This window comes from Pseudomonas sp. AG1028 (assembly GCF_007993955.1).
Classification (GTDB): Bacteria; Pseudomonadota; Gammaproteobacteria; order Pseudomonadales; family Pseudomonadaceae; genus Aquipseudomonas; species Aquipseudomonas straminea.
This window is the reverse complement of sequence record NZ_VIVP01000005.1, coordinates 14571-38388: the sequence shown is the minus strand read 5'-3', so window position 1 is coordinate 38388 and position 23818 is coordinate 14571. Positions and strand designations below refer to the sequence as shown.

The 23818-nt window shown below is 64.0% G+C and carries 21 protein-coding genes; 11 read left to right on the top strand and 10 right to left on the bottom strand.

The window, feature by feature from the left end; all coding sequences use genetic code 11:
• Positions 1-155 precede the first annotated feature (155 nt).
• Positions 156-2357: a DNA helicase II gene (gene uvrD, locus FB481_RS09180; protein WP_093506565.1), complete on the bottom strand. Its 2202-nt coding sequence runs from the start codon at positions 2355-2357 to the stop codon at positions 156-158.
• 415 nt (positions 2358-2772) lie between these two features.
• Here uvrD and FB481_RS09175 point away from each other — a divergent pair, with 415 nt between their 5' ends.
• From FB481_RS09175 to FB481_RS09125, 11 genes are all read left to right on the top strand, one after another.
• Entirely contained in the window at positions 2773-3288 is a 516-nt protein-coding gene (locus tag FB481_RS09175) for a MaoC family dehydratase (RefSeq protein ID WP_147176147.1), read from the top strand.
• Between the two features lie 71 nt (positions 3289-3359).
• A complete protein-coding gene (dctP, locus tag FB481_RS09170) occupies positions 3360-4358 on the top strand; it encodes a TRAP transporter substrate-binding protein DctP (protein ID WP_147176146.1) in 999 nt (332 codons plus the stop codon).
• Positions 4355-4945, top strand: a complete 591-nt coding sequence (locus tag FB481_RS09165) for a TRAP transporter small permease (RefSeq protein WP_147176145.1) — start codon at positions 4355-4357, stop codon at positions 4943-4945. The genes dctP and FB481_RS09165 overlap by 4 nt, the downstream gene beginning before the upstream one ends.
• Before the next feature lie 11 nt (positions 4946-4956).
• Complete coding sequence (locus FB481_RS09160; RefSeq protein ID WP_093506573.1) at positions 4957-6228, top strand: TRAP transporter large permease; 1272 nt, start codon at positions 4957-4959, stop codon at positions 6226-6228.
• 11 nt (positions 6229-6239) lie between these two features.
• Positions 6240-7631 (top strand): MmgE/PrpD family protein, encoded by a 1392-nt coding sequence (locus FB481_RS09155; protein WP_147176144.1) that lies wholly within the window; start codon positions 6240-6242, stop codon positions 7629-7631.
• A gap of 31 nt (positions 7632-7662) precedes the next feature.
• Complete coding sequence (locus tag FB481_RS09150) at positions 7663-8814, top strand: acyl-CoA dehydrogenase family protein (protein ID WP_147176143.1); 1152 nt, start codon at positions 7663-7665, stop codon at positions 8812-8814.
• Positions 8811-9995, top strand: coding sequence for a CaiB/BaiF CoA-transferase family protein (locus FB481_RS09145; protein WP_093506579.1), 1185 nt, complete (start codon positions 8811-8813; stop codon positions 9993-9995). The genes FB481_RS09150 and FB481_RS09145 overlap by 4 nt, the downstream gene beginning before the upstream one ends.
• A 1-nt stretch (position 9996) precedes the next feature.
• Positions 9997-10767 carry a GntR family transcriptional regulator gene (locus FB481_RS09140; RefSeq protein ID WP_147176142.1) on the top strand — a complete coding sequence of 257 codons (771 nt, stop codon included), beginning with the start codon at positions 9997-9999 and terminating at the stop codon, positions 10765-10767.
• Positions 10760-11959: an MFS transporter gene (locus FB481_RS09135; RefSeq protein ID WP_256662723.1), complete on the top strand. Its 1200-nt coding sequence runs from the start codon at positions 10760-10762 to the stop codon at positions 11957-11959. Before FB481_RS09140 ends, FB481_RS09135 begins: the two co-directional genes overlap by 8 nt.
• A 54-nt stretch (positions 11960-12013) precedes the next feature.
• The gene (locus FB481_RS09130; RefSeq protein WP_093506586.1) at positions 12014-12814 is read left to right on the top strand and encodes a CoA ester lyase; all 801 of its coding nucleotides are present in this window, start codon (positions 12014-12016) and stop codon (positions 12812-12814) included.
• Positions 12815-12831: 17 nt separating this feature from the next.
• The gene (locus tag FB481_RS09125) at positions 12832-13401 is read left to right on the top strand and encodes a TetR/AcrR family transcriptional regulator (RefSeq protein WP_147176141.1); all 570 of its coding nucleotides are present in this window, start codon (positions 12832-12834) and stop codon (positions 13399-13401) included.
• A 26-nt stretch (positions 13402-13427) separates the two neighbouring features.
• Here the strand turns inward: FB481_RS09125 and FB481_RS09120 are convergent, their stop codons facing one another.
• From FB481_RS09120 to FB481_RS09080, 9 genes are all read right to left on the bottom strand, one after another.
• Positions 13428-13904, bottom strand: coding sequence for a MarR family winged helix-turn-helix transcriptional regulator (locus tag FB481_RS09120; protein ID WP_093506590.1), 477 nt, complete (start codon positions 13902-13904; stop codon positions 13428-13430).
• A 218-nt stretch (positions 13905-14122) separates the two neighbouring features.
• A complete protein-coding gene (feaR, locus tag FB481_RS09115) occupies positions 14123-15022 on the bottom strand; it encodes a transcriptional regulator FeaR (protein WP_256662731.1) in 900 nt (299 codons plus the stop codon).
• 382 nt (positions 15023-15404) lie between these two features.
• Complete coding sequence (locus FB481_RS09110) at positions 15405-16298, bottom strand: transporter (protein WP_147176139.1); 894 nt, start codon at positions 16296-16298, stop codon at positions 15405-15407.
• Between the two features lie 80 nt (positions 16299-16378).
• Positions 16379-18073 (bottom strand): GMC family oxidoreductase, encoded by a 1695-nt coding sequence (locus FB481_RS09105; protein WP_147176138.1) that lies wholly within the window; start codon positions 18071-18073, stop codon positions 16379-16381.
• Between the two features lie 136 nt (positions 18074-18209).
• The gene (locus tag FB481_RS09100; RefSeq protein ID WP_147176137.1) at positions 18210-18977 is read right to left on the bottom strand and encodes a class II aldolase/adducin family protein; all 768 of its coding nucleotides are present in this window, start codon (positions 18975-18977) and stop codon (positions 18210-18212) included.
• Between the two features lie 16 nt (positions 18978-18993).
• On the bottom strand, positions 18994-19986 hold the full coding sequence (locus FB481_RS09095; RefSeq protein WP_147176136.1) for a ketopantoate reductase family protein: 993 nt from the start codon (positions 19984-19986) through the stop codon (positions 18994-18996).
• Between the two features lie 182 nt (positions 19987-20168).
• On the bottom strand, positions 20169-20930 hold the full coding sequence (locus FB481_RS09090; protein WP_147176135.1) for an ABC transporter ATP-binding protein: 762 nt from the start codon (positions 20928-20930) through the stop codon (positions 20169-20171).
• A gap of 5 nt (positions 20931-20935) precedes the next feature.
• Complete coding sequence (locus FB481_RS09085; RefSeq protein ID WP_147176134.1) at positions 20936-22738, bottom strand: ATP-binding cassette domain-containing protein; 1803 nt, start codon at positions 22736-22738, stop codon at positions 20936-20938.
• The gene (locus FB481_RS09080) at positions 22735-23772 is read right to left on the bottom strand and encodes a branched-chain amino acid ABC transporter permease (protein WP_147176133.1); all 1038 of its coding nucleotides are present in this window, start codon (positions 23770-23772) and stop codon (positions 22735-22737) included. Before FB481_RS09080 ends, FB481_RS09085 begins: the two co-directional genes overlap by 4 nt.
• Positions 23773-23818 lie beyond the last annotated feature (46 nt).

Here is a 23818-nt window from a genome sequence, read left to right as displayed (position 1 = left end):
GCAAAGTGGGCGAAAGCGGCCTTTCGCTTAATCCGTAGGAGGGGCTTTAGCCCCGAGTTTTATGAGCGTGCAAAGAGCTCGGGGCTAAAGCCCCTCCTACATGTTCGCGCCACCGGCTGCCCGTACGTATGCCCGCAGGGTCGTGAGTGTGCTCTTTAGATGGCTTCAAGCTTGGCATACGCCAGCATCAGCCACTTGCTGCCTTCGCTCTCGAAGTTCACCTGCACCCGTGCCTGGGGCCCCGAGCCTTCGAAGTTGAGGATGGTGCCTTCGCCGAACAGCGAGTGTTGCACGCGCTGGCCGAGGTTGAACGGGGTGTCCGGCACGGCGCTGCCGGCGAACAGGCTGCTGCCGCTCATGCTGCGGCTGCCACTGCCGTACGGCCGGCTGACGCTGTTGGACAGGCGTACTTCCTGCACCAGGTGCGGCGGTACTTCACGCACGAAGCGCGAGACCTTGTTGTAAGTTTCGTTGCCGTACAGGCGGCGGGTTTCCGCGTAGCTGATCACCAGGTTGCGCATGGCCCGGGTGATGCCCACGTAGGCCAGGCGGCGCTCCTCTTCCAGGCGGCCGGGCTCTTCCAGGCTCATCTTGTGGGGGAACAGGCCTTCTTCCATGCCCACCAGGAACACCCGCGGGAATTCCAGGCCCTTGGCGCTGTGCAGGGTCATCATCTGCACGCTGTCTTCATGTTCGGCGGCCTGGGTGTCGCCAGCCTCCAGCGAGGCATGATCGAGGAAGGCGGCCAGTGGCGTTTGCGCGTCGTCGCCTTCCTCGCCTTCGTAGGAGTCGAAGGCACGGGCGGCGGACACCAACTCCTCGAGGTTTTCCACGCGAGCCTGGGCCTTCTCGCCCTTTTCGTCACGGTGATAGGCGAGCAGGCCGGATTGTTCGATCACCAACTGCGCTGTGCTGTGCAATTGCATGCCCTCGACCTTCAGGGCCAGGGTGTCGATCAGTTCGACGAAGCCGTTCAAGGCACTGGCGGCGCGGCCGGCGATCACCTTGGTGCCGACCGCTTCGTGCAGCGCGGCCCACATCGACAGGTCGTTGGCGCGGGCGAACTGGCGCAGGGTTTCCACCGTCTTCTCGCCGATACCGCGGGCCGGCACGTTGATCACCCGCTCCAGTGCTGCATCGTTGCCGCGCTGGTGGATCAGGCGCAGGTAGGCCATGGCGTTCTTGATTTCCGCGCGCTCGAAGAAGCGCTGGCCGCCGTAGATGCGGTAGGGAATCTTTTCACGCAGCAGGGCCTCTTCCAGCACCCGCGACTGGGCGTTGGAGCGGTAGAGGATGGCGATGTCGCTGCGCCGCAGGCCGTCCTTGCGCAGGGCGTCCTCGATGGTTTCGACCACGTAGCGCGCTTCGTCGTGTTCGTTGAAGGCGGCGTACAGGCTGATCAGCTCGCCATCGCCGACATCGGTACGCAGCTCCTTGCCCAGGCGCCCCTGGTTGTTGGCGATCAGCGCGTTGGCAGCGTTGAGGATGTTCGCCGTGGAGCGGTAATTCTGCTCCAGGCGGATGATCTCGGCGTCGGCGAAGTCGCTGTCGAACTGCTGGATGTTCTCGATCTTCGCGCCGCGCCAGCCGTAGATCGACTGGTCGTCGTCGCCCACCACCATCAGGCTTTCGCCGCCCATGGCGAGAAAGCGCAGCCAGGCGTACTGCACCGCGTTGGTATCCTGGAACTCGTCGACCAGGATGTGCCGGAAGCGCTTCTGGTAATGCGCCAGCAGACCGGCATTGTTGCGCCACAGATCGAGGGCGCGCAGCAGCAGCTCGGCGAAGTCGATCACCCCGGCACGGGCACAGGCCGCCTCGTAGGCTTCGTAGATGCTGCGCATAGTGGCCAGGAACAGATCGCCACTGGCCTGGATGCCGGCCGGGCGAATGCCTTCGTCCTTCTGGCCGTTGATGAACCACTGCGCCTGCTTGGCCGGCCAGCGCTGCTCATCCAGGCCCAGCTCGCGGATCACCCGCTTGATAAGCCGTTGCTGGTCGTCGGAATCCAGAATCTGGAAGTTCTCGACCAGCCCGGCCTCCTGCCAGTGTGCGCGCAGCAAGCGGTGCGCCAGGCCGTGGAAGGTGCCGACCCACATGCCCGCCGGGCTCTGCCCGAGCACGTCCTCGATGCGATGACGCATCTCGGCCGCTGCCTTGTTGGTGAAGGTCACCGACAGGATGCTGTGCGGCGAGACGTCCAGGCGCTGGATCAGAAAGGCGATGCGGTGCACCAGCACGCGGGTCTTGCCGGAGCCGGCACCGGCCAGCACCAGTTGATGACCGGGCGGCGTGGTAACCGCATGGTGCTGGGCTGGGTTTAGAGAAGTGAGTCGCTGATCGAGGTCATTTTGCATCGCGGCATTCTAGGGTGCGGGCGCAGGTTGGGCAAACGGCTACGTGCAGTGGTACGGCGCATCAGCATTTCAAGTGTAATCGAGCCGTGCCGTACGCCTGGATCGATCTGCGAGGGCGCGCCTGTCCGGGCGGCGGCAGCCCGGCGGGACGCAGGGCGAGGCGATAATCGGCGGGAACCATCGCTGCAATGAGCTAATTTCAGCCCGGCAGCGCTGCTGCCGACAAACGGTTGATTACTCTTGAAAGCGTTGAAATAGAGACACCTAATTTCCGTTAGACCCTCTAAAAAAGAGCGTTGAAGTCGTCATTTCATGCCTTGGTCTTGGCAAGAATATTTTTCGTCTCCTATCCTGTTGTCCGGACAACCTAATAACTAAGGCGATTCTATCGCCAGACAACAAGAAGGAGCTCCCCATGAGCGTCAAGCAGATTGGCGAACAGCGCTACCGCGGGCAGATCGGCCGCTATTTCGAAGACTTTGAAATAGGTGACGTGTACGAGCATCGCCCCGGCCGCACCATTACCGAAACCGACAACATCCAATTTTCCCTGCTGACCATGAACCTGCATCCCATGCATTGCGACGCCGCCTATGCGGCGAAGAGCGAGTTTGGCCGGCCACTGGTCAACAGCGGCCTGACCGTCGCCATCGTGCTCGGCATGACGGTGCCGGATGTCAGTGGCAAGGCCATCGCCAATCTGGGCTGGACGGACATCAAGCTCACCGCGCCGGTGTTTCCAGGCGACACCATCTACGCCGCCTCCGAGGTACTCGACAAGCGTGCCTCCAAGTCGCGACCCAACCAGGGAATCATCAGCGTCAAGACCATCGGCACCAAGGCCGACGGCACGGTGTTCATGACCTTCGAGCGCAACGTGCTGATTCAGATGAGAGAGGGCAACACGCTCGACGATGCCGCCAATTACTGACGCCGGTGCTGCTGCCCCCATCGCCAACGCTGTACGCAGTTCCTCAACAAGAACAAATACGAGGAAATACCATGTCCATGCTAAAGCGCGTTATCGCGGCCTCAGCCGCCATCTGCACCTTGGCTGCAGTATCGTCCGCCAGCCTCGCCGCCGAACTGGTACTGCCCAATGAGGTTGCCGCCAGCCATTGGAAAAACGGCTACATGAAGCAATTCGCCGAGCTGGTACGCAAGCGCACCGACGGTGAGATCGACGTCAAGGTGTTTCCCTCGGCCCAGCTGTACAACGATCAGGACGCTCTGGCGGCGCTCGGCACCGGCGCGGTGCAGATGGTCTGGCCGGTATCGGTGCGCATCGAGACCATCGATCCGCGCCTCGGCGCCATCAACCTGCCGTTCACCCTGACTGACGAATTGATGAACGATCAGTGTTATGCCAAGGGCCTGACCGAGCTGATGTCGTCCTATGTCGAGCCGCGCAGCCTGAAGATTCTCGGGCTGCTGCGTGCCGCCGATCTGTTCTTCATCTTCGCCCGTCATGACGTGCGGAAGCTCGAGGACGTGAAGGGCACCAAAGTGCGGGTGATCGGTGGCCGGGTGTTCCTCGATACCATCCGCAGCCTGGGCGCCAGCCCAGTGTCCATGCCTGCCTCGGAGATGAGCAGTGCCTTGGGCCAGGGTGCTATCGACGGCGTATTCACCTCGGCAGGCGGTTGGGCAGAGATGATCGGTAAGACCGGGAAGTATGGCTGGTACGTGCCCAACTTCTCGCTCAGCACCTATGCCGTGGTGGTGGACAAGATGTGGTTCGACGAACTGCCGCAGGCCCAGCAGCAGGCCATCACCACCAGCATGGACGAGGTCGTCGCCAAGCAGTGGAAAGAGGTGGTGGTCGAGGACCAGAAACTGATCGACAAGATGACCGCTCAGGGCGCCCAGTTCCGTACCGCGGATGCCGAGGAGATCAAGCGCTGGGAGCAGATCTCCGAGGCCAACAAGCAGACCTTTGCCAAAGAGCATCCTGATGTACTGCCTGCCATGCAGGCCATCGAGAAAAGGTGCGCATCATGAGTGGCCAGCCTTCGAGCGTGAAACCGGCGCGGGAGGTGCTCGGCGACGCCTCTCTGTTGATCAAGCCCAAGCGGTTGAACCTGTGGTTGCTGTTCGAGCGCAAGGTGCTGCTCAACGTTGCCACCTGCATGTTCATGCTGGCAATCGCTGTGATGCTCTACGAGGGCGTGCTGCGCGCCACGGTCGGTACCAGCGCCTTCTGGGCCGAGGAAAGCGTGCGTTACCTGATGATCTGGGCGTTCTTCCTGACCCTTGGCGCAGCCGGCAATGCGGGTAACCACATCCGCACCGAAATGCTCGTCGAACGCTTGCCCCCGGCCCTCAAGAAAACCTGCCTGGTGCTCTCCAGCCTGGTCGGCGTGGGCTTCTGCAGCCTGCTTTTCTATGCCGCACTGCCCCAGGTCAAGCGCTACTACACGATGGGAATGGTGACCGAGTCCAACCTCGACCTGCCGCTGTGGCTGCTGTTCTCGGTGATGCCGCTGGGCGCGCTGCTGTTCCTCACCTATTACCTGCGCTGCCTGATCATCGCCCTGCGCGGACGTGACCCGTTCGGCAATGGCGAAATCAGCGGCTCGCAACTCTAGGAGGCATCGCCATGCTGCTCATTCTCGCTTTGTTGACGATGCTGATGTTCCTGGCCATCGGCACCCATGTGGCCGTTGCCCTGGGCCTGGTTACCACCGGCCTGATCCTGTTCGTGGCCGGGGTACCCACCACGGTGATCGCCCAGACGGCCTTCAAGTCAATCAACAGTTACCCGCTGATGGCCATTCCGATGTTCGTGCTGGCTGGCAACCTGATGATGCGCGGCAATATTGCCGAGTTGCTGATCCAGCTGGTCGGCAGCGTGGTACGCGCGGTCCAGGGCGGCCTGGCGTTGACCGCGATGATCGCCAGCGTGTTCTTCGCGGCGGTATCCGGTTCCAGCGTCGGCTCGGCGGCGGCGATTGGTTCGTCCACCGTGGGTGGGCTGACCAAGGAGAACTACCCGAAGCGCTTTTCCGCGGCCATCGTCGCGGTGGGCGGCACCCTGGGGCTGATGATTCCACCGTCGCTGGGTTTCATCCTGATCGGCTCGATCGTCGGCCTGCCGGTGGACCAGCTGTTCATCGCCGGGGTTCTGCCAGGGTTGATGGAGGCCTGCCTGCTGATGATCGCAGTGATGTTCTTCTCGCGGCGCAATGGTTACGGCGCCAAGGCCCAGCGGGCCGACTGGGGCGCCTTCAGCCGCAAGCTGCCCGGCGCCGGTGCAGCCCTGCTGATGCCGGTGCTGATTCTGGGCAGCATCTACACCGGTTACCTGACACCCACCGAGGTCTCGGCGTTCGCCGCCGCCTACGCCGCCTTCCTGTGCCTGGTGGTTTACCGCAGCGTGACCCTGGGCGGCATCTGGGACGTGGCCCGTGAATCCTTGCTGCAGACCACCATGATCTTCGCGGTGGTGATGGGCGGCAGCCTGATCGGTTTCGCCCTGGCCCGCATGGGGGTATCGGCCAGCCTGGTGGAGCTGGTCAGCGCCATGGACCTGAGCCCCTGGCAGTTCCTGATCATGGCCAACATCATCCTGCTGATTCTGGGCATGTTTCTCGATGGCATCGCGCTGATCGTCCTCACCGCGCCCCTGCTGTTCCCGATCGCCACGCACCTGGGCATCAACCCGATCCACTTCGCCGTGATCATGGTGGCCAACGTCGAGATCGCCACCCTCACACCGCCTATCGGTCTGAATCTGTTCGTCATGGCCGGCATTTCCAAGCAGCCGGTGCATGAGGTGGCGCGCGGCGTCATGCCGTTCTATGGCGTGCGACTGCTGGGCTTGATGCTGATCACCTTCATCCCGGCGATCTCGCTGTCGCTGGTCAACTGAGGACAACCGCAATGACTGCCTCTGCCGAAAACAACATCGCCGCCACCCTTGCACGGTTCGCCGCAGGGCTGAACTACGAGGCGATTCCCGAGGCCGCCCGCGAGCGAGCCAAGCACCTGATCCTCGATGCGGTAGGCATCGCCCTGGCCTCGACCGGCTACGAGTTTGCCCAGCGTACCTTGTCCGCCGCCCGTGAGCTGGGCGAGGGCGACAGCGACGTGATCGGCCTGGGTGCCAAGCTGTCGTTGCGTGACGCCATGCTGCTCAATGCCACGCTCGTCCACGGTCTGGACTTCGACGATACCCACGGTCGCGGCGTCATTCACGCCACGGCCAGTTGCTTTCCGGCCGCCCTGGGTATCGCGGCGCAGTACCAGAGCAGCGGCCGGGATCTATTGACGGCCTACGTTCTCGGCATGGAAGTGGCGACTCGTGTGGCGGCAGTAGCCAAGGGCGGATTTCACCAGGTCGGTTTTCATCCCACCGGGCTGATCGGTGCCTTCGGCTGTGCGCTGATCGCCGGCAAGCTGCAGCAGCAGACAGCCGTCCAGTTGGCGATGGCCCAGGGCATCGTGCTCAGCACTGCCTCCGGCAGCCTGGAGTTTCTCGAGGACGGCGCCTGGACCAAGCGCATGCACCCTGGCTGGGCCGGGGTGGCCGGACTGACCGCCGCAACTCTTGCACGTCACGGTTTCACCGGCCCGCAGGCGGTGTACGAGGGGCGCTTCGGCTTGTTCAAGAGCCACCTGGGTGAGCGCGAGTCCGAATGCGATTACACCCTGGCCACTGCCGACCTCGGCGAGGTCTGGGAGGTCGGCGAGGTGGCGGTCAAGCCGGTGCCGGCATGCCACTTCACCCATGCGGTGGCCGACTCGGCGGTGATCCTGCATGGCCAGGGTGTGCCCGCTGAAGACATCGTGCGCATCACCGCTCTGGTGCCAAAGGAAACCATCGGCATCGTCTGCGAGCCGCAGGCGGCCAAGCGCAAGCCGGCGAACAGCTACGAGGCGCAATTCAGTGTGCATTACGCCATCGCCAGCGGCCTGCTACGCGGGCGCTTCGGTTTACCGGACCTAGAGCCCGAGGCATTCACCGACCCGGCAGCGTTGGCGCTGATGGACCGGATCGACTACCAGATCGACCCACAGTCGGGCTTTCCGCGCCATTACTCCGGTGAGGTACTGGTGACCCTAAGGGACGGGCGCGAGCTGCGGCACCGCGAGGCGATCAACCGCGGTGCTGCGGATCGTCCGCTGAGCAGCGCGGACATCGTCGCCAAGTTCCTCGACAACGCACATACCGCCGTGGCGCCGCAGCGCGCCCAGACCATCCTCGACGCCGTGCTCGACCTCGACGGAGGCAGCGCTCGCGCCCTGTCGCGCGTCCTGGCGGCCGCGGCCTGACCCCCAACAAGAACAATCGGGAGATACATCGATGAGCGAATATGACGAGCAGGAAAGCATGATCCTCGACGCCCTGGATCGCTTCCTGGAAACCGAAGCCAGGCCGTTCGTGCATGAGCTGGAGAAAAGCGACATCTACCCCGAGGAGATGGTCGAGAAGATGAAGGCCATGGGCCTGTTCGGCTGCATCATCGACCCGGAGTACGGCGGCCTCGGGTTATCCACAGCCACCTACGCGAAGATCGTCGAGCGCATTTCCTGCACCTGGATGTCGCTGTCCGGGATCATCAATTCGCACCTGATCATGGCTTCGGCGATCCAGCGCCACGGCACTCCCGCGCAGAAGGATCGTTTCCTGCCGCGCATGGCCAGTGGTGAGTTGCGTGGCGCGGTGGGCTTCACCGAACCGGATGCCGGCACCGACCTGCAGGCGATTCGCACCACCGCACGGCGCGAAGGCGACCACTACGTGGTCAATGGCGCCAAGACCTGGATCACCAACAGCCTGCACGGCGGCGTGGTGGCCCTGCTGGTGAAGACCGACCCGACCGCCGAGCCGCGCCACAAGGGCATGAGCTGGCTGATCGCCGAGAAAGGGCCGGGGTTCAAGGTGGCGCGCAAGCTGGAGAAGCTCGGCTACAAGGGCATCGACACCTGCGAGCTGGTGTTCGAGAACTTCAAGGTGCCGGTCGACTGCCTGATCGGCGGCGTCGAGGGCGTTGGCCTCAAGCAGGTGCTGTCCGGCCTGGAGCTGGGGCGTATCAATGTCGCGGCCCGTGGCGTCGGCGTGGCCCGCGCGGCGCTGAACGAGGCAGTGAGTTATTCACAGGTGCGCAAGACCTTTGGCAAACCGATCTGCGAGCACCAGGCGATCCAGCTCAAGCTCGGTGAAATGGCTACGCGCGTTGAAGCGGCGCGGCTGCTCACCGAGTCAGCCGCCAAGGCCTACGACAGGGGTGAGCGTTGCGACATGGAGGCCGGCATGGCCAAGTACCTGGCCACCGAGGCCGCGGTAGAAAACGCTCTGGAGTCCATGCGTATCCATGGTGGCTACGGCTACTCGAAGGAATACAACGTCGAGCGGCTGTACCGCGACGCGCCGCTGCTGACCATTGGTGAGGGTACCAACGAGATGCAGCGCATCATCATTGCCAAGCAACTGATCGAGAGGAACCCGGTATGAGCCTGCCCCTGGAAGGCGTGCGCATCGTCGCCGTCGAGCAGTACGGTGCCGGCCCGTTCGGTACCCAGCACCTGGCCGATCTCGGCGCCGAGGTGATCAAGATCGAGAATCCCGCCGATGGCGGTGAAATCGGCCGGCATGTCGGCCCCTATTACTTCGAGGAAGGCGACAGCCACTTCTATCAATCCTTCAACCGCAACAAGAAGAGCGTCACCCTCAACCTCAAGAACCCCGAGGAAAAGGTTCAGCTGATCGAGTTGCTCAAAAGCGCCGACGCGCTCTACGACAACCTGCGCGGCGACCTGCCGGAAAAGCTCGGTCTGACCTACGCACAGCTCGCCCAGCACAATCCGAAACTGGTTTGCTGTCACCTGTCCGCCTATGGCCGCGAAGGTGCACGCAAGGCCTGGCCGGGTTATGACTACCTTATGCAGGCCGAGGCGGGTTATTGCTCGCTGACGGGTGAGCCGGGCGGGCCTCCGGCGCGCTTCGGCCTGTCGATTATCGACATGATGACCGGCACCACCGCCGCCCTGGCTTTGGTATCGGCACTGGTCGGTGCGCGTGCCACTGGCATTGGCCGCGATGTCGACGTGAGCCTTTACGACGTGGCCATGCACAACCTCAACTACCTGGGCACCTGGTACCTCAACGAAGACGTGAAGACCGAGCGCACCCCGCGTTCGGCGCACCCGTCGCTTACCCCCAGCCAGCTGTACAAAACCCAGGATGGCTGGATGTTCATCATGTGCAACAAGGAGAAGTTCTGGGCGGTGCTGGCCAATCTGATCGGCAAGCCCGAGTGGGCCAGCAGCGATCAGTACGGTAGCTTCAAGGCACGCCTGGCCAACCGCGACCAGCTGACCGCCGATCTCGATGCGGTGCTGATGCAGCAGCCGACCGCCTACTGGCTCGCGCACTTTGGCGGCCAGGTACCGGCAGCACCGGTCAATGACGTCGGTCAGGCCCTGGATAACCCCTTCGCCCATGAGCAGGGTTTGATTTTCAGCGTGGAGCACCCGGTGCGCGGTACGATCAGGACGCTCGCCTGTCCGATTCGCTGCGCGGGCGAGACCTTGCCCAACCGACCGGCCCCGCGGCTAGGTGCGCACAACCAGGCGATCCTGGGCGCTTTGCGCGGCAAGGATGCCAACTACTCGAAGCCTGCAGGAGTGAGCTGAGATGAACCAGGAATTGCCCTCGCTGTTGTCCGGTGGACAACCCCGCTATCTGATCCTGGCGCAAGCGCTGATGGAGGCGATCAAGGCGGGCCGTTATCCCCTGAACAGCCTGTTGCCCACCGAACATGAGCTGTGCAAGCAGTTCAATGTCAGCCGGCATACGGTGCGCGAGGCAATTCGTCGGCTCAATGAGCTTGGCCTGATCAGCAAGCAGCAGGGCGTCGGCACCCGGGTCAAGGCGACCCAGCCGGCGTCACGCTACATACAGGCGAGCGAAGGGATTTCCGACCTGCATCAGTATGTGCGTGACGTGCGCATGGAGCTCAGCGGTACCGAGGAGGTCAGCGCCGACGAGGAGCTGGCCGAGTTGCTCGAGTGCAAACCTGGGCAGGTCTGGGTACGGGCGATTGGCGTGCGTCATCGTGAGGGTGATAGCGCGCCACTGGCGCGTACCCTGGTATACGTGCCGCGTGCCTACGGCGCAGCGCTGGAGGGATTCGGGGATGGCAAGACGCCGATCTACGAACTCCTGCAGCGGCGTTTTGGATTGCAGATGGCGGAGGTACGCCAGACCATCAGTGCGGTGAGCCTGGAACCCGAGTCAGCGCGTGCTCTGCACGTTGAGCCCGGCTCGCCGGGCCTGCATATCGTGCGCAAGTACTACGGCGGCAACGATGAATTACTCGAGGTGGCGGTCAACGTGCATCCGGGTGAACGCTTCAGCTACTCCATCACCCAGCGGCTGATCTGGCAGGGCAGCTCCGGTGAATAACAGTTACGCGGCGTTGGCGGTCACCCTGGCGATTCAGGCCCTGGTGTCCATGGCTTCGTTCACCGTGCCGGTGTTGGCGCCCGTGGCGCTGCCGGATCTGGGTGGTAGCCTCGTTCTGGTTGGTTTGTTCGTGGCGCTGATCTACCTGGGCGCGATGATCTCCAGCCTGCTCAGCGGTAGCTGGATTCTGCGCTTCGGTGCCATTCGCATCAGCCAGGTCTGCTTGCTGCTGTGCGGTGCTGGCCTGGCCATCGCCGCCGGTGGCCAACTGTGGTGCCTGGTGATCAGCGCACTGGCGCTTGGTGCCGGTTACGGCCCGGTGACGCCGGCCAGTTCGCACATCCTGGCGCGCACCACACCGCGCCACCTGATGGGCTTCATGTTTTCCCTGAAGCAAACCGGCGTGCCGATCGGCGGAGTGCTCGCTGGCATGCTGGTGCCCAGGCTGGTGGAGCTGGTTGGGTGGCACGGCGCACTGCTGGCGGCGGCACTGGCCTGCGCACTGATGGCGCTGGTCGCCCAGTGCGTGCGCGAGGCGCTCGACGACGACCGTAGCCAGAGCCCGGCGCCGCGGCGTGATCCGTTCAAGCCGCTGCGGTTGATCTTCGCCATGCCGCGCATGCGCAACCTGGCGCTGTGTTCGTTGCTGTTCGGGGCCATGCAGCTGTGCCTGACCACCTATCTGGTCAGCTACCTGACCGAAGATTATGGGCTGGCGCTGGTTACCGCCGGGGTGATTCTCGCCCTCACTCAGGGCGCCGGTGTGGTTGGCCGGCTGCTGTGGGGCTGGGTGGCCGACCATTGGCTGGAGCCGCGCCGGCTGCTGCCGTTGCTGGCCCTGCTGATGGCGATTTCCTCGTTGCTGACCGCTGCCTTCACCCAGAGTTGGCCGCTGTCTCTGGTGGCCGCGGTGAGCATGCTGTTCGGCGCCACCGCCATTGGCTGGAACGGCGTGTATCTGGCCGAAGTGGCGCGCCTGGCGCCTACCGGGACGGCCGGGCAATACACTGGCGGCACCTTGTTTTTCACCTATTTCGGTGTGGTCGCTGGCCCGCCACTGTTCGCCGGGGTGACTCACTTCAGCCATTCCCTGGCCAGCGGCTACCTGCTATTCGGCGGGCTGATGCTGGCGATCGCCCTGCTGCTCTGGCGCTTCGCCGGCGCCCCTGCGCCGCGCTGCGACACAGGCTGACGCTTCCCCTTCACCACTCATCCGCCCATCAATTCAATTACGTGGAGACCTGCCATGGCAGCCCGCTCGTACCTGTTCGTCCCCGGCGACCGTCCGGAACGCTTTGACAAAGCCTGCGCCGCTGGCGCCGACGTGGTGATTCTCGACCTTGAGGATGCCGTCACGCCCGACCGCAAGGCCGAGGCGCGCGAGGCCATTGGCAGCTGGCTACAGGCCGGCGGCCGCGCCTGGGTGCGCGTCAATGGCAGTGATACCGAGTGGCACCTTGATGACTGTGCGCTGCTGGAGATGCCTGGTTTGCTCGGTGTATCGCTGCCCAAGGCGGAAAGCGCTGACCAGCTCGCCGCGCTAGCCGAACGCCTGCCCGAGCCGTTGCGGATTCTGCCGATCGTCGAGAGCGCCCGTGGCGTGTGGAACGCCGAGCAAATCGCCGCCGCGCCCAAGGTGCAGTGCCTGGCCTTTGGCTCTGTGGATTTCCAGGTCGACACCGGCATTCTCGGCGACGGCGAAGAACTGCTGTTCGCCCGCTCGCGCCTGGTGATTGCCTCGGCTTTGGCACGCATCGGTGCGCCGGTAGATGGCGTGACACTGGATCTGGCGAATCTCGACTTGCTCGCCCGTGACGTGCAGCGCGCCCGCCTGCAAGGTTTTGCCGGCAAGCTCTGCGTGCATCCCAAACAGGTTGCGCCGATCAATGAAGGCTTCCGGCCTGCCGAGCATGAGGTGCAGTGGGCGCGCCAGGTGCTGGACACGGTGGCAAACCACAGTGGCGTCGGCGCCATCAGCCTGAACGGCAAGTTGATCGACCTGCCGGTGATCCTGCGCGCCGAGCGTATTCTGGAAAATCTCGCCTGAGCACTGGAGACTCGACCATGCCTGCTTCGCTTTCAGCCAATACCCAGGCCCGCCAGCACCTGCTCGATATGGCCCGCCAGCTGTTCGCCGCCAGGGGCTTTCATGCGGTCAGCCTGCGCGAACTCGCGCAGGCGGTGGGGCTGCAGGCGGGGTCGCTGTACAGCCATATCCACAGCAAGGAAGCGCTGCTGGAAGAACTGATCGAAGAGGGTTACGAGCAGCTGATCGACAGCGCGCAGCTTCGCTTGCGGCGCGTCGAGCCGGGTAAGGCGCTGGCGGCTTTCCTTCGCCATCATCTGATCTTCAAGTTCGAAAACTCGGATTGGTATGTGCTCGCATCCCTCGAGAGCCGCCACCTCAACGGCGAGGCCCAGCACGAGTTGCAGGCGCTTAAAGTCGACTACGCAGCGCTGCTCGAACGGCTGCTGAAGGCGCGTCTGGCGGGGCGCGGCGAGAGTCGCCGCGTGGCCGCGGTGGCCCGTCAGACGCTGTGCCTGCTGGATGGCCCGCCCGATAGCGACGGTATGAACCTGGATGACTGGATCGAGGATCTGGAGCGCCTGCTAGTCGATCGACTACGCCGCTAGTGGGCACTTGTGAGCGGCGACGCTGTTCAGTGCTCCGGCAGGTTGGCGAAGATGCTCGCCAGCACCTGATTGAGCTTGCGCAATTGCGCTTCGGTCAGGCCTTCAAAGCTCTTGTGGAACAGCTCGTCGGTGAGCTCGTGCATGGCGAAGAAGGCCTTGCGCCCGGCTTCCGTGAGGGCGACCTGGGTAACGCGGCCGTCCTGAGCGCTCTGGCTGGTTTCCACCAGACCGTCGTCCTTCATGCGGTAGACGATCTTGGTGATAGTCGACAGCTTGGCCACGGCGTGTTCGGAAATTTCCGAAATGCTCGAATTGTCGTTTTCGAACAGGATGTTGAGCACGCGCCAGCGCGGAATGTCGAGGTCGATGCGCTTGAGCAGTTTTTCCATGGCCAGGGAGTAGCGGCCGTACACGCGCGCCAGCCAGTAGAAGGGAAATTCTTCCTTGTGGAAATCTTCGCTGGCGGGGTTGTAACGGCTGCGGCGTTTCTTGGCGCTGGACATGAATAGGCTGCTTTATGAAAGTCGACGGGCAATCATAGACATTTCTACTAAATCCGGCACCCGCCGGGCTGCGCGTCAGGGTGACGCATTGTTGCAGCCTTGCAACCTTCCGCGCTTTTTGTGCCGGGTGGCTGCAGTGTGCGGCCGGACGAATGATTCAGGCTTGTCATTGCCTGCCAGAAACTGTGCTCTACCAGCCGCTGTAGCAACGCAGCGGCTCAGCTTTGCTGGGTCTGCACCCGGTAGTCGCGCGGCGAGACGCCGTACTGGCGCTTGAATGCCCGGGAGAAATGCGCCGAGTCGGTAAAGCCCCATTTGTAGGCGATGGTGGTGATGCGCAGGCTGTCGTCGAGCAGGTCGCGGGCGCTGTATTCCAGGCGCTGGCGCTGCACATAGCGGCAGATGCTGTCGCCATCGATTTCGAACTGCCGGTACAACTGACGTACCGAGATGTTCAGGCGCGCGGCCAGCTCGGTGGGCGAGGGTGCGTGGGGCAGCGACTCCTGAATCAACTGCTCGGCCATGCGCCGCAACGGGCGGCCGCGCGGGGTATCGGTCTGGTCCTGCAGGCAGGGCTGCAGCAGGCTGATCAGCGCATCCTGCACGGCGGCGCCATCCTGGGCATCGTGCGTGTATTCGTCCTGAGGCGCGGCAATCTGCGTCAGCATGCTGGCCAGCACGCGACCACTGAGGTTGCCGTGCTGCACCTTGCCAAAGCGTTTGGCGCGGGCCGGCAGTACGCGGTCCAGGGTGCGTCGGCACAGGTGTACAGACAGCTGATGCACCAGGCCCTGGGGGCACATTTCGAAGGTTTTTGCCGAGTCCAGCAGGGCGATATCGCCGGGCTGCAACACGAACTGCTGCTGGTCATGGTTGATCGCCATGACGCCCTCGCGCTGCATCACCAGAAAGTAGAACTGATCTTCGCCGCGATCCTGATTGGCGTGTTCGCGGCAGATCGACCGGGCGTTGACGTGGATGTCGGCAACGCTCAGGCCGCCCAGGTCGCGATGGCTGATATCGCCGATGAATTCGCTGTGCGCACGCTGGGTAACGAAACGGCCACACACGGCGCTGACGGCCTGGTTCCAGTGATCGAAATCGTGGGCTTTCTGCACGTTCAAGGTGCACCTCGAGGGCTTCTTCTAATCGTTATAGTGCGTATTGTGCAGAAACTGCACACATTACTAATCACGAGAATTTTCAAGCATTTCTCGGGCCAGAAATCGTGACTGATGCCACCGTCGTTGCGGCTGGAGTGCGCGGCAGAGTACGCGCGCATGGTGAGTGGAGGCGTTGAGCGAGGCGCCTTTCGTGCCGGGTGCAATCAGCTAGGCAAGGCGGAGATTGTCCCGGCCAATCTATTCAGCGGCTCTCCCGCTAGATGCGCTTCGAGGTTGCTGGATGAATGAGAAGTGTGCGTGCAATGCCTCAGTCCCCAGCAAACCTCCAACCTCGCTGGTACTTATTTATTTGCTACCGGCGCCTGCCGTCGAATCTTCAGAGCGCAATGGCGATGTTCAGCCAGAACTTGTCACCTTCGGGGCGGTTCTGCACATCGAACTCGTGCTGATAGTGGCCCTGGATATTCACGCCGTTCGCCGCGGTGTAGGTCAGCTGCGGGCCCAGGCCGATGGCGCGGCCCTTGAAGTCGCCGAAGACCGCGCCCTCGCCGCTGTCACCGCTGACCTGTTTGTAGGCATAGCCACCCAGGCCCACGCCCCAGTTGCCAAAATGCTTGGCAGCGACGAAATCGGCATGCAGCTCATTGCCGGAGCGGTAGTCGGTGTCACGGTTCTCGTAGTTGTGGTCGAACATGGTTTTCATCGAGAACTCGTAGCCGGCCGCGTTGCGGTAGGTGAAGGCGAACAGCGGTTCGAGGGTGACGTAGTTGCGGCCGATATTGGCCAGCTCGTTCTTGTCGTAACGACCGGTGGGCAGGTAGATGTCCATGCCGACGATCCAGTGCCAGTTGCCGCTGTGCCAGCCGATGGCGAGCGGGTCGAAGATGAAGTCGCCCATGCCGGCGCGGCTTTGCCGGCCGCCAGCACCCAGGCTGACGTCCACGTCGGCGGCGACCAGAAACGCATGCATCGCCCAGTTGCCACCGAGGATCTGTTTGTCGGTGACGTGGATCGCGCGAAGGATGGTGGCAGCGGTGCTGACCTTGAAGTCGTCGAATGCCGGGTTGTCATTGGCGAATTTATCGGCGCTGTAATAAGTGTTGTAGCTGACCAGATAGGTGCCGGGCGGCGGCAGTGCGCCGGTCATGAAGCCCTCGCTGCCATTGGCGTAGGCGCCACCGCCACCTTCGGTGGCCAGGGCGTTCTGGCCGAGGGCGAGCAGGCTGAAGAGGCCGGGAACGATCAGGTGCTGTTTGGAGAGAATGCGCATGAAAAGGAGTTCCTCGAGCTGATGTACAGGCGAGCGTCAGCCTTGGCGCACGGTTGGCGCCAAAGCTGACGCAGAGGCAGTCAGGAGCGGCTGGGCTCGGCGAGCGAAGTGCTGTGGGCGCCGAGCAGCTGAGTGAGATCGAGCGTCTGCGCAGCTGGCACATCGAGTGCCAGGGGCGCCTTGCCGAGAATGAAGTCGGCGCCGCGCTCACCCAGCATGATGGCCGGCGCATTGGTGTTGCCGCTGGCGATCTGCGGGCACACCGAGAGGTCGACCACCCGCAGGTTGGGCACGCCGTGCACGCGCATCTGCAGGTCGACCACCGAGTCGCTTGGCTCGATGCCCAAACGGCAGGTGCCGCCTGGGTGGTAGACGGTCTTGATGGACTTGCGCACGAAGGCTTCGATGCCGGCGGTGTCGCGCCAGTCGATGTTTTCGGGCGCGGTGATCTTCTTGATCAGGCTGCGCAGCGCCGGCTGCTGCATGAGCCTGAGACCTGCCTGCACGGCGCGAATCTGGCCTTGCAGATCCTCCGGATCGCCCAGGTAATTGGGGTCGATCAAGGGCAAATCGGCGGGGTCGGTGCTGCGTAGGCGCACCTCGCCACGGGCCTTCGGGCGCAGGTGGCCGACCTTGACGGTAAAGCCGTGCTCGGCGGCCGGGGCGACTTCGCCCGGGGTGTTGTCGAAGTTGTCCATCACCGGCAGGAACATGAACTGGATGTCCGGGCGGCCAATACCCTGAGTGTCGATGAAGCCGCCGCCTTCGAGAATGTTGCTGGTCAGCAGGCCACTGCGAAACGCCAGCCACTGCGCCATGTGCTTGATGCCGCGCAAACCCTTGTCTTCGCCGAGGATGCTGTTGGGCTCGTGGGTGGTGGCGTTGAGCGACAGATGCAGATGATCGTGGAAGTTCTTGCCAACCGGCAGGTCGACGAGCGTCTCGATACCGTGCTCGGCCAGATGCTCCTTGGGGCCGACCCCGGAGAGCATGAGAATCTTCGGGCTGCCGAAGGCGCCGGCGCTGAGGATCACTTCTTCACGTGCGTTGACGGTGGTGGGTGCGCCGCCTTTCTCGCTGAAGATCACACCGGTGGCGCGGCCGTGTTCGATCACCACCTTGTGCACCAGGGCGTCGGTCACCACGCGCAGCCTGCCGCTGTCGCGCACCGACTTCAGGTAGGTGCGCGCGGTGCTGGCGCGGGCGCCGTTGCGGGTGGTGGTCTGGTAGAAGCCGACGCCTTCCTGAGACGCGCCGTTGAAGTCGTTGACGTAAGGCAGGCCCATTTCCTGGCCGGCACGCACGAATGCCATCGTCATCGGGTGGCGATAGCGGTTCTCGCTGACCGGCAGCGGGCCGTCCTGGCCGTGGTATTCGCTACCCAGGCTCTCGTTGGCCTCGGCTCGTTTGAAGTAGGGCAGCACGTCGCGGTAGCCCCAGCCCGGGCAATTCCAGTCGCTCACCCAGTCGTCGTAATCCTGCTGCTGACCGCGGATGTAGATCATCCCATTCACCGAGCTGCCGCCGCCGAGCACCTTGCCCTGGGCGATGATCATCTCGCGGTTGTTGCAGTGCTTTTGCGGCACCGTCATGTACGGCCAGGATTTTTGCTGGAACACCTGCACCACGGTGGCCGGCATGGTGTGGAAGGGGCTGCTGTCCTTGCCGCCTGCCTCCAGCAGCAACACGCTGCCGGCGCTTTCCTGGATCAGCCGGGCGGCCACTACGCAGCCTGCCGAGCCTGCACCGATCACGATGTAGTCATATTCCTTCATGGGCGAATCTCTCTCTGCTGGCCCGCTCAGCGGGTTATGCAGATCATTCAAACTGCTACGACCAAGTAAAAATTGTTCCTCGCAGTCAGTTTTTTGCACCTGCTTGCCAACCGAAACCCGCCGCGGGTGCAAGGGTTCACCAGGGTAGCGCGCGCTCGGCGCGCAGCTTGCGCACCATGGCGGCGAAGAAGGTATCGGCGAAGCCGCTGTCGCGGATCAGCATGGCGGTGAGATCTGCGCATTTCTCGGCGACGCCTTCTTCCAGCGGGTGGTCCTCGCCACCCAGGGCGCCGGCGGCGCACTGGTTCTCGGCGGCGCGCTGCACGGTCCAGAGCAGGAAGAAGGTCTTCTCGATGCTGCTCTCGCCCACTGCGATGCCGTGGTTGCGCAGCACCAGAATGTGCTTGTCGCCGAGGCTGTCGATCATCCGCGTCTTCTCGTCATCGAACAGGGTGATGCCTTCAAAGGTGTGATAGCCGATGCGGCCGTAGAGCTGGGCGCCGTAGAAGTCATCATGGGTAAAGCCGCGCTTTTTCTGCACCACGGCGGAGATCGGCGTGGTGTGGGTGTGGATCACGCACTGGATGTCATCGCGGGCGCCGTGCACGGCGCTGTGCAGGGCGAAGCCGGCCGGGTTGCCATGGTAGTCCGAGGGCTCCAGCTTGTTACCGTGCAGGTCGACCTTGAGCAGGTTGGCCGGGGTGATTTCGCTGTAGTTGAGGCCGAATGGATTGACCAGGTAGTGGTGCGCCGGGCCGGGCAGGCGCGCGGAAATGTGGTTGAAGATGGTCTCGGTCCAGCCGAAGTAATCCACCAGGTGGTAGCAGTGGGCGAGCTTGACGCGCAGCGCCCATTCTTCTTCGTTGCAGTGGGCGGGCTTGCCGGTAGTGTGAGCGGTGTTCATGGAGCGGCCTCCTGAGTCAGTGAGCGGTTGGCTGTTCGCCGCGAAAGCGCGCCAGGGTGAGAATGTCCTGGGTGACCGGCATGCCGAGCCCCTGGTAGCCGGCGAGCTCGATTACCGCATCGCCAATGGCGGCCAGCTCCAGTGGGCGACCGTGCCCGTAGTCCTGGAGCATCGAGGTGCGCACCGCGCCCATGTCGGCGCCCAGCTTCATGAAGGTCTCTGGGTCGAAGGCGATGCGCGCGCCGTAAGCGGCGGCGATCAGCAGGGTTTCCTGGATGATCTTGGCGACCACGCCACGCAGGTCGGCGCGGCCATACAACTGTTCCAGGGTCGCGCCGGTGATTACCGACAGCGGGTTGGAACTGAGGTTGGCGATGATCTTGGTCCATAGCGGATCGCGGATATGCTCGCTGGCGCGGGCTTCGATACCGGCCTGCTCGACCAGCGCGCGAACCCAGTGCAGGCGGTCGCTGAGGCGCCCATCCGGCTCGCCGAGAATCATCAAGTGCGGATTGTCCGAACGAGCCACGCCGGGCGCCTCGCTCTCGGCGGTGATGAACACCACACAGCCAAGAATCCGCTGCAGATCGAGTGCCACGCTGAGCGCGCCGTCCGGATCGACGGCCTGCACCTGGCGCCCGGCGAAACGTCCGGGCAGGCCATGGAAGTACCACCAGGGCACGCCGTTGACCACCGGCACCACCACGGTTTCAGGGCCGATCAGCGGCCCGAGCGTGGGCAGCAGGCCGGCCAGCGCTGGCGCTTTGGTGCAGATGAAGATCAGGTCCTGCTCGCCCAGTTCGGCGGCGCTGTGGCTGGCGTTCACCGGGCTGTGGTGGCTGCCGTCGAGGTCAATCAGGCGCACGCCGTTGTCACGCAGCGCAGCCAGGGTTTGCCCGCGGGCCAGCACATTGACTGGCTGGCCGCTGGCACTGAGCCGCGCAGCTAGGGTGCAGCCGATGGCGCCGGCGCCGACGATACATACGCGGCGGTTGGTGGGTGATGACATGGCGATTCCCTTTGGCCAGTGTGTTGAAGTGAGTGGCGCCGAGGGTCTGTACGAAAAGTCTCCGAGCGAAGGTCAGGCGAGGCAAAAATCGGTGAGGACGCGGAGTTTACGAGCTGTAAATGAGCAGTCCGAACCGATTTTTAACGAAGCATCACCGAGCGCAGGTACTTTTCGTACAGAGCCTAGCCGGCGAGCATTTCCTGATGCTTGCTCGCCAGCCCCAGGTAGGCCTCGATCACCCTCGGGTCGTCGGCCAGTTCGGCGGCCGGGCCCTGCATGGCGATCTGTCCGGTTTCCAGCACGTAGGCGTAGTCGGCCACGCGCAGGGCGGCGCGGGCGTTCTGCTCCACCAGCAGGATCGACACGCCCTGCCGACGCAGGTCGGTGATGATCCGGAAGATCTCCCGGGTGATCAGCGGCGCCAGGCCCAGGCTCGGTTCGTCGAGCATCAGCAGCTTGGGTTTGGCCATCAGCGCGCGGCCCACGGCGAGCATCTGCCGTTCGCCACCGGACAGGGTGGCGGCCAGTTGTCCGCGGCGTTCGTGCAGGCGCGGGAACAGGCCATAAACCTCACCCAAGGTCTTGCGCCAGTCACGGTCGCCCTGGCGTACGCGCTGGAAGGCACCGAGCTGCAGGTTGTCTTCCACGCTCATGCTGTTGAACAGCTCGCGCTTCTCCGGCACCAGGCCCAGGCCACGGCCGACCAGCACCTCGACTTCCGGAACGGCCTCCAGCGTGCCATCGAAATTCACCTGCCCGCGGGAGCCGAGCACGCCCATGATCGCCGACAGCAGGGTGGTCTTGCCGGCGCCGTTGGGGCCGATCACGGTGACGATCTGCCCTTCGCCAACGCTCAGGCTAGCGTTGCTCAACGCCTCGACCTTGCCGTAGGCCACGCACAGGTCCTTCACCTCGAGCAGGGTGTTACCGGGTTGATTGCTCATCGTCTTCACTCCGCTCCGCCCAGGTAGGCTTCCAGTACTGCCGGGTTTTTCTGCACTTCGTCCGGCAGGCCTTCGGCGATCTTCTGGCCGAATTCCATCACCACCACGCGATCGACCAGGCCCATCACGAAGTCCATGTCGTGCTCCACCAGGAGGATCGCCATGCCTTCGCCGCGCAGCTTGCGCAGCAGGTCGGCGAGCGCCTGTTTCTCCTTGTGGCGCAAGCCGGCGGCGGGCTCGTCGAGCAGCAGCAGGCACGGGTCGGCGCACAGCGCGCGGGCGATTTCCAGGATGCGTTGCTGGCCCAGCGCCAGGCTGCCGGCCTCTTCGTAGAGGTAGTCGCCGAGGCCGACGCGCTCCAGCTGACGGCGCGCTTCACGCAGCAGTTCGGCTTCCTCGCCGCGCTCGCTGTGCAGCAGTGCCGGCACGATGCCCTTGTCGCCGCGCAGGTGGGCGCCGATGGCGACGTTCTCCAGCACGCTCATGGTCGGCAGCAGTTTCACGTGCTGGAAGGTGCGGCTCATGCCGAGGCGGGCGATGCGCCGCGAGGCGATGCCGTTGATGCGCTGGCCGAGGAACAGCACGTCGCCTTCGGTGGGGTAGTCCACTCCGGAGATCTGGTTGAACAGCGTGCTCTTGCCGGCGCCGTTGGGGCCGATCAGGGCGAGGATTTCGCCAGCGTGGATGCTCAGGTTCATGCGGTCGTTGGCCACCAGGCCGCCGAAACGCTTGGTTACCTCGCGGGCTTCGAGAATCAGCTCGCCGCTCGCTGGTAACTGCCGCCGCGGCAACTCTGGCGGCTGTTCATCGGCCTTGGGTGCACCGCCGCCCTGGCGCCAGCGGGCTGGAGTCAGGCGTACCAGCAACGGCCACAGGCCACCCGGCGCGCGCTGCATGAGCAGCACGATCAGCAGGCCGAAGACGATGGTTTCGTAGTTGCCCTGGCTGCCCAAAAGCATCGGCAACCAGTCCTGCAGCCACTGCTTGAGCAGGGTCAGGATGCCGGCGCCGAGCATGGCGCCCCACACGCTGCCCACGCCGCCGATCAGCGCCATGAACAGGTACTCGATGCCCATGTGCAGGCCGAACGGCGTGGGGTTCACGAAGCGCTGGTTGTGGGCGTACAGCCAGCCGGAAAGGGCGGCCAGCAGCGCCGAGATGACGAAGATCACCATCTTGGCGCGGAAGGTATTCACGCCCATCGACTCGGCCATCACCTGGCCGCCCTTGAGCGCGCGGATCGCCCGGCCTTCACGGGAGTTGAGCAGGTTCTGCACCAGCAGCATGGCCAGCAGCAGGATCACCCAGATCAGGTAGAACATCTTCCAGCCCTTATCCAGCACCAGGCCGAACAGTGAGATGGGCGGCAGGCCGCTCATGCCGGTGTGGCCGCCAAGGCCGTCCAGGGTGCCGAACAGGTAATAGAGGGAGATGCCCCAGGCGATGGTGCCCAGCGGCAGGTAATGACCGGAGAGCTTCAGGGTCAGGGCGCCGAGCAGCAGCGCCACCGTGGCGGTCAGGGTGATGCCGATCAGCAGCGCCAGCCACGGCGAGCCACCGGCCCAGGCCAGCCAGGCGGGTAGTTGCTCGGTGGCGGTCAGGTAGGCGCTGGTGTAGGCACCGAGGCCGACGAACGCCGCCTGGCCGAAGCTGGTCATGCCGCCGACGCCGGTGAGCAGCACCAGACCGAGCACCACCAGGGTGTACAGGCCGATGTAATTGAGCAGGGTGATCTGGAAAGTCGGCAGCGCCAGAGGCGCGATGCCGAGCAGCAGGACGAAGACGAACAGCAGGGCGCGCAGGTTCATTCTTCTTCCTCCACGTGACGGCTGGTGAGCGAGCGCCAGAGCAGGAACGGAATGATCAGGGTGAACACGATGATCTCTTTATAAGTACTGGCCCAGAACATCGAGAAGGCTTCGATCAGGCCGACCGCCAGGGCGCCGAGGGCGGCCACCGGGTAGCTGACCAGGCCGCCGATGATGGCGCCGACGAAACCCTTGAGGCTGATCACGAAACCGGAGTCGAAATACAGGGTGGTGATCGGTGCGATGAGAATCCCCGACAGCGCGCCGATGAAGGTCGCCATGGCGAAAGTCGCCTTGCCCGCCAACGTTGGCGAGATGCCCATCAGCCGTGCGCCCATGCGGTTCACCGCAGTGGCCCGCAGCGCCTTGCCGTAAATGCTGCGCTCGAAGAACAGGAACAGGCCGATGATCAGCGCCAGGGACACGGCGATGACCCACAGCGTCTGGCTGTTGAGGGTCACCGGGCCAAGCTCCAGGCCGGCTTCGGAGAACGGCTGAGTCCGCGCGCCCTCCGGGCCGAACAGCAGCAGGCCGACGCCGACCATGGCCACGTGCACGGCGATGGAGACGATCAGCAGTACCAGCGGATGGGCGCCGGCCACTGGCTGGAAGAACAAGCGGTAGATCTGTGGGCCCAGCGGCACCACCAGGGCCAGGGTCAGCAGCGCCTGCAGGGCCATCGGCAGCTCGGCCAGTGGCAGATTGCGCACCAGCAGCACCATGGCCACGGCGTACAGGAGCTTCACCGGCACCCAGCGCGGCAGGCGGAAGGCGTGGCTGCTGCGCAGCGCACCGATCAGGTCGAGGCTGCAGTCGATCAGGGTCAGACCGAGCAGCAGCCACACCAGCGCGGTCGGCTGACCGGCCTGCAGGGCGGCCATGGTCAGCGCGCCGTAGGTCACGTATTCACCCTGGGGGATCAGCAGAATCCGGGTCACGGTGAACACCAGAAGAATGGAGAGCGCCAGCAGCGCGTAGATCGCGCCATTGGTCACGCCATCCTGGCCGAGCAGCAGGGCTATCTGGAAATTCATGGGGGCAACATCCTTCGCATGCAGGGCTGGGCGCGCGCGCGATGAG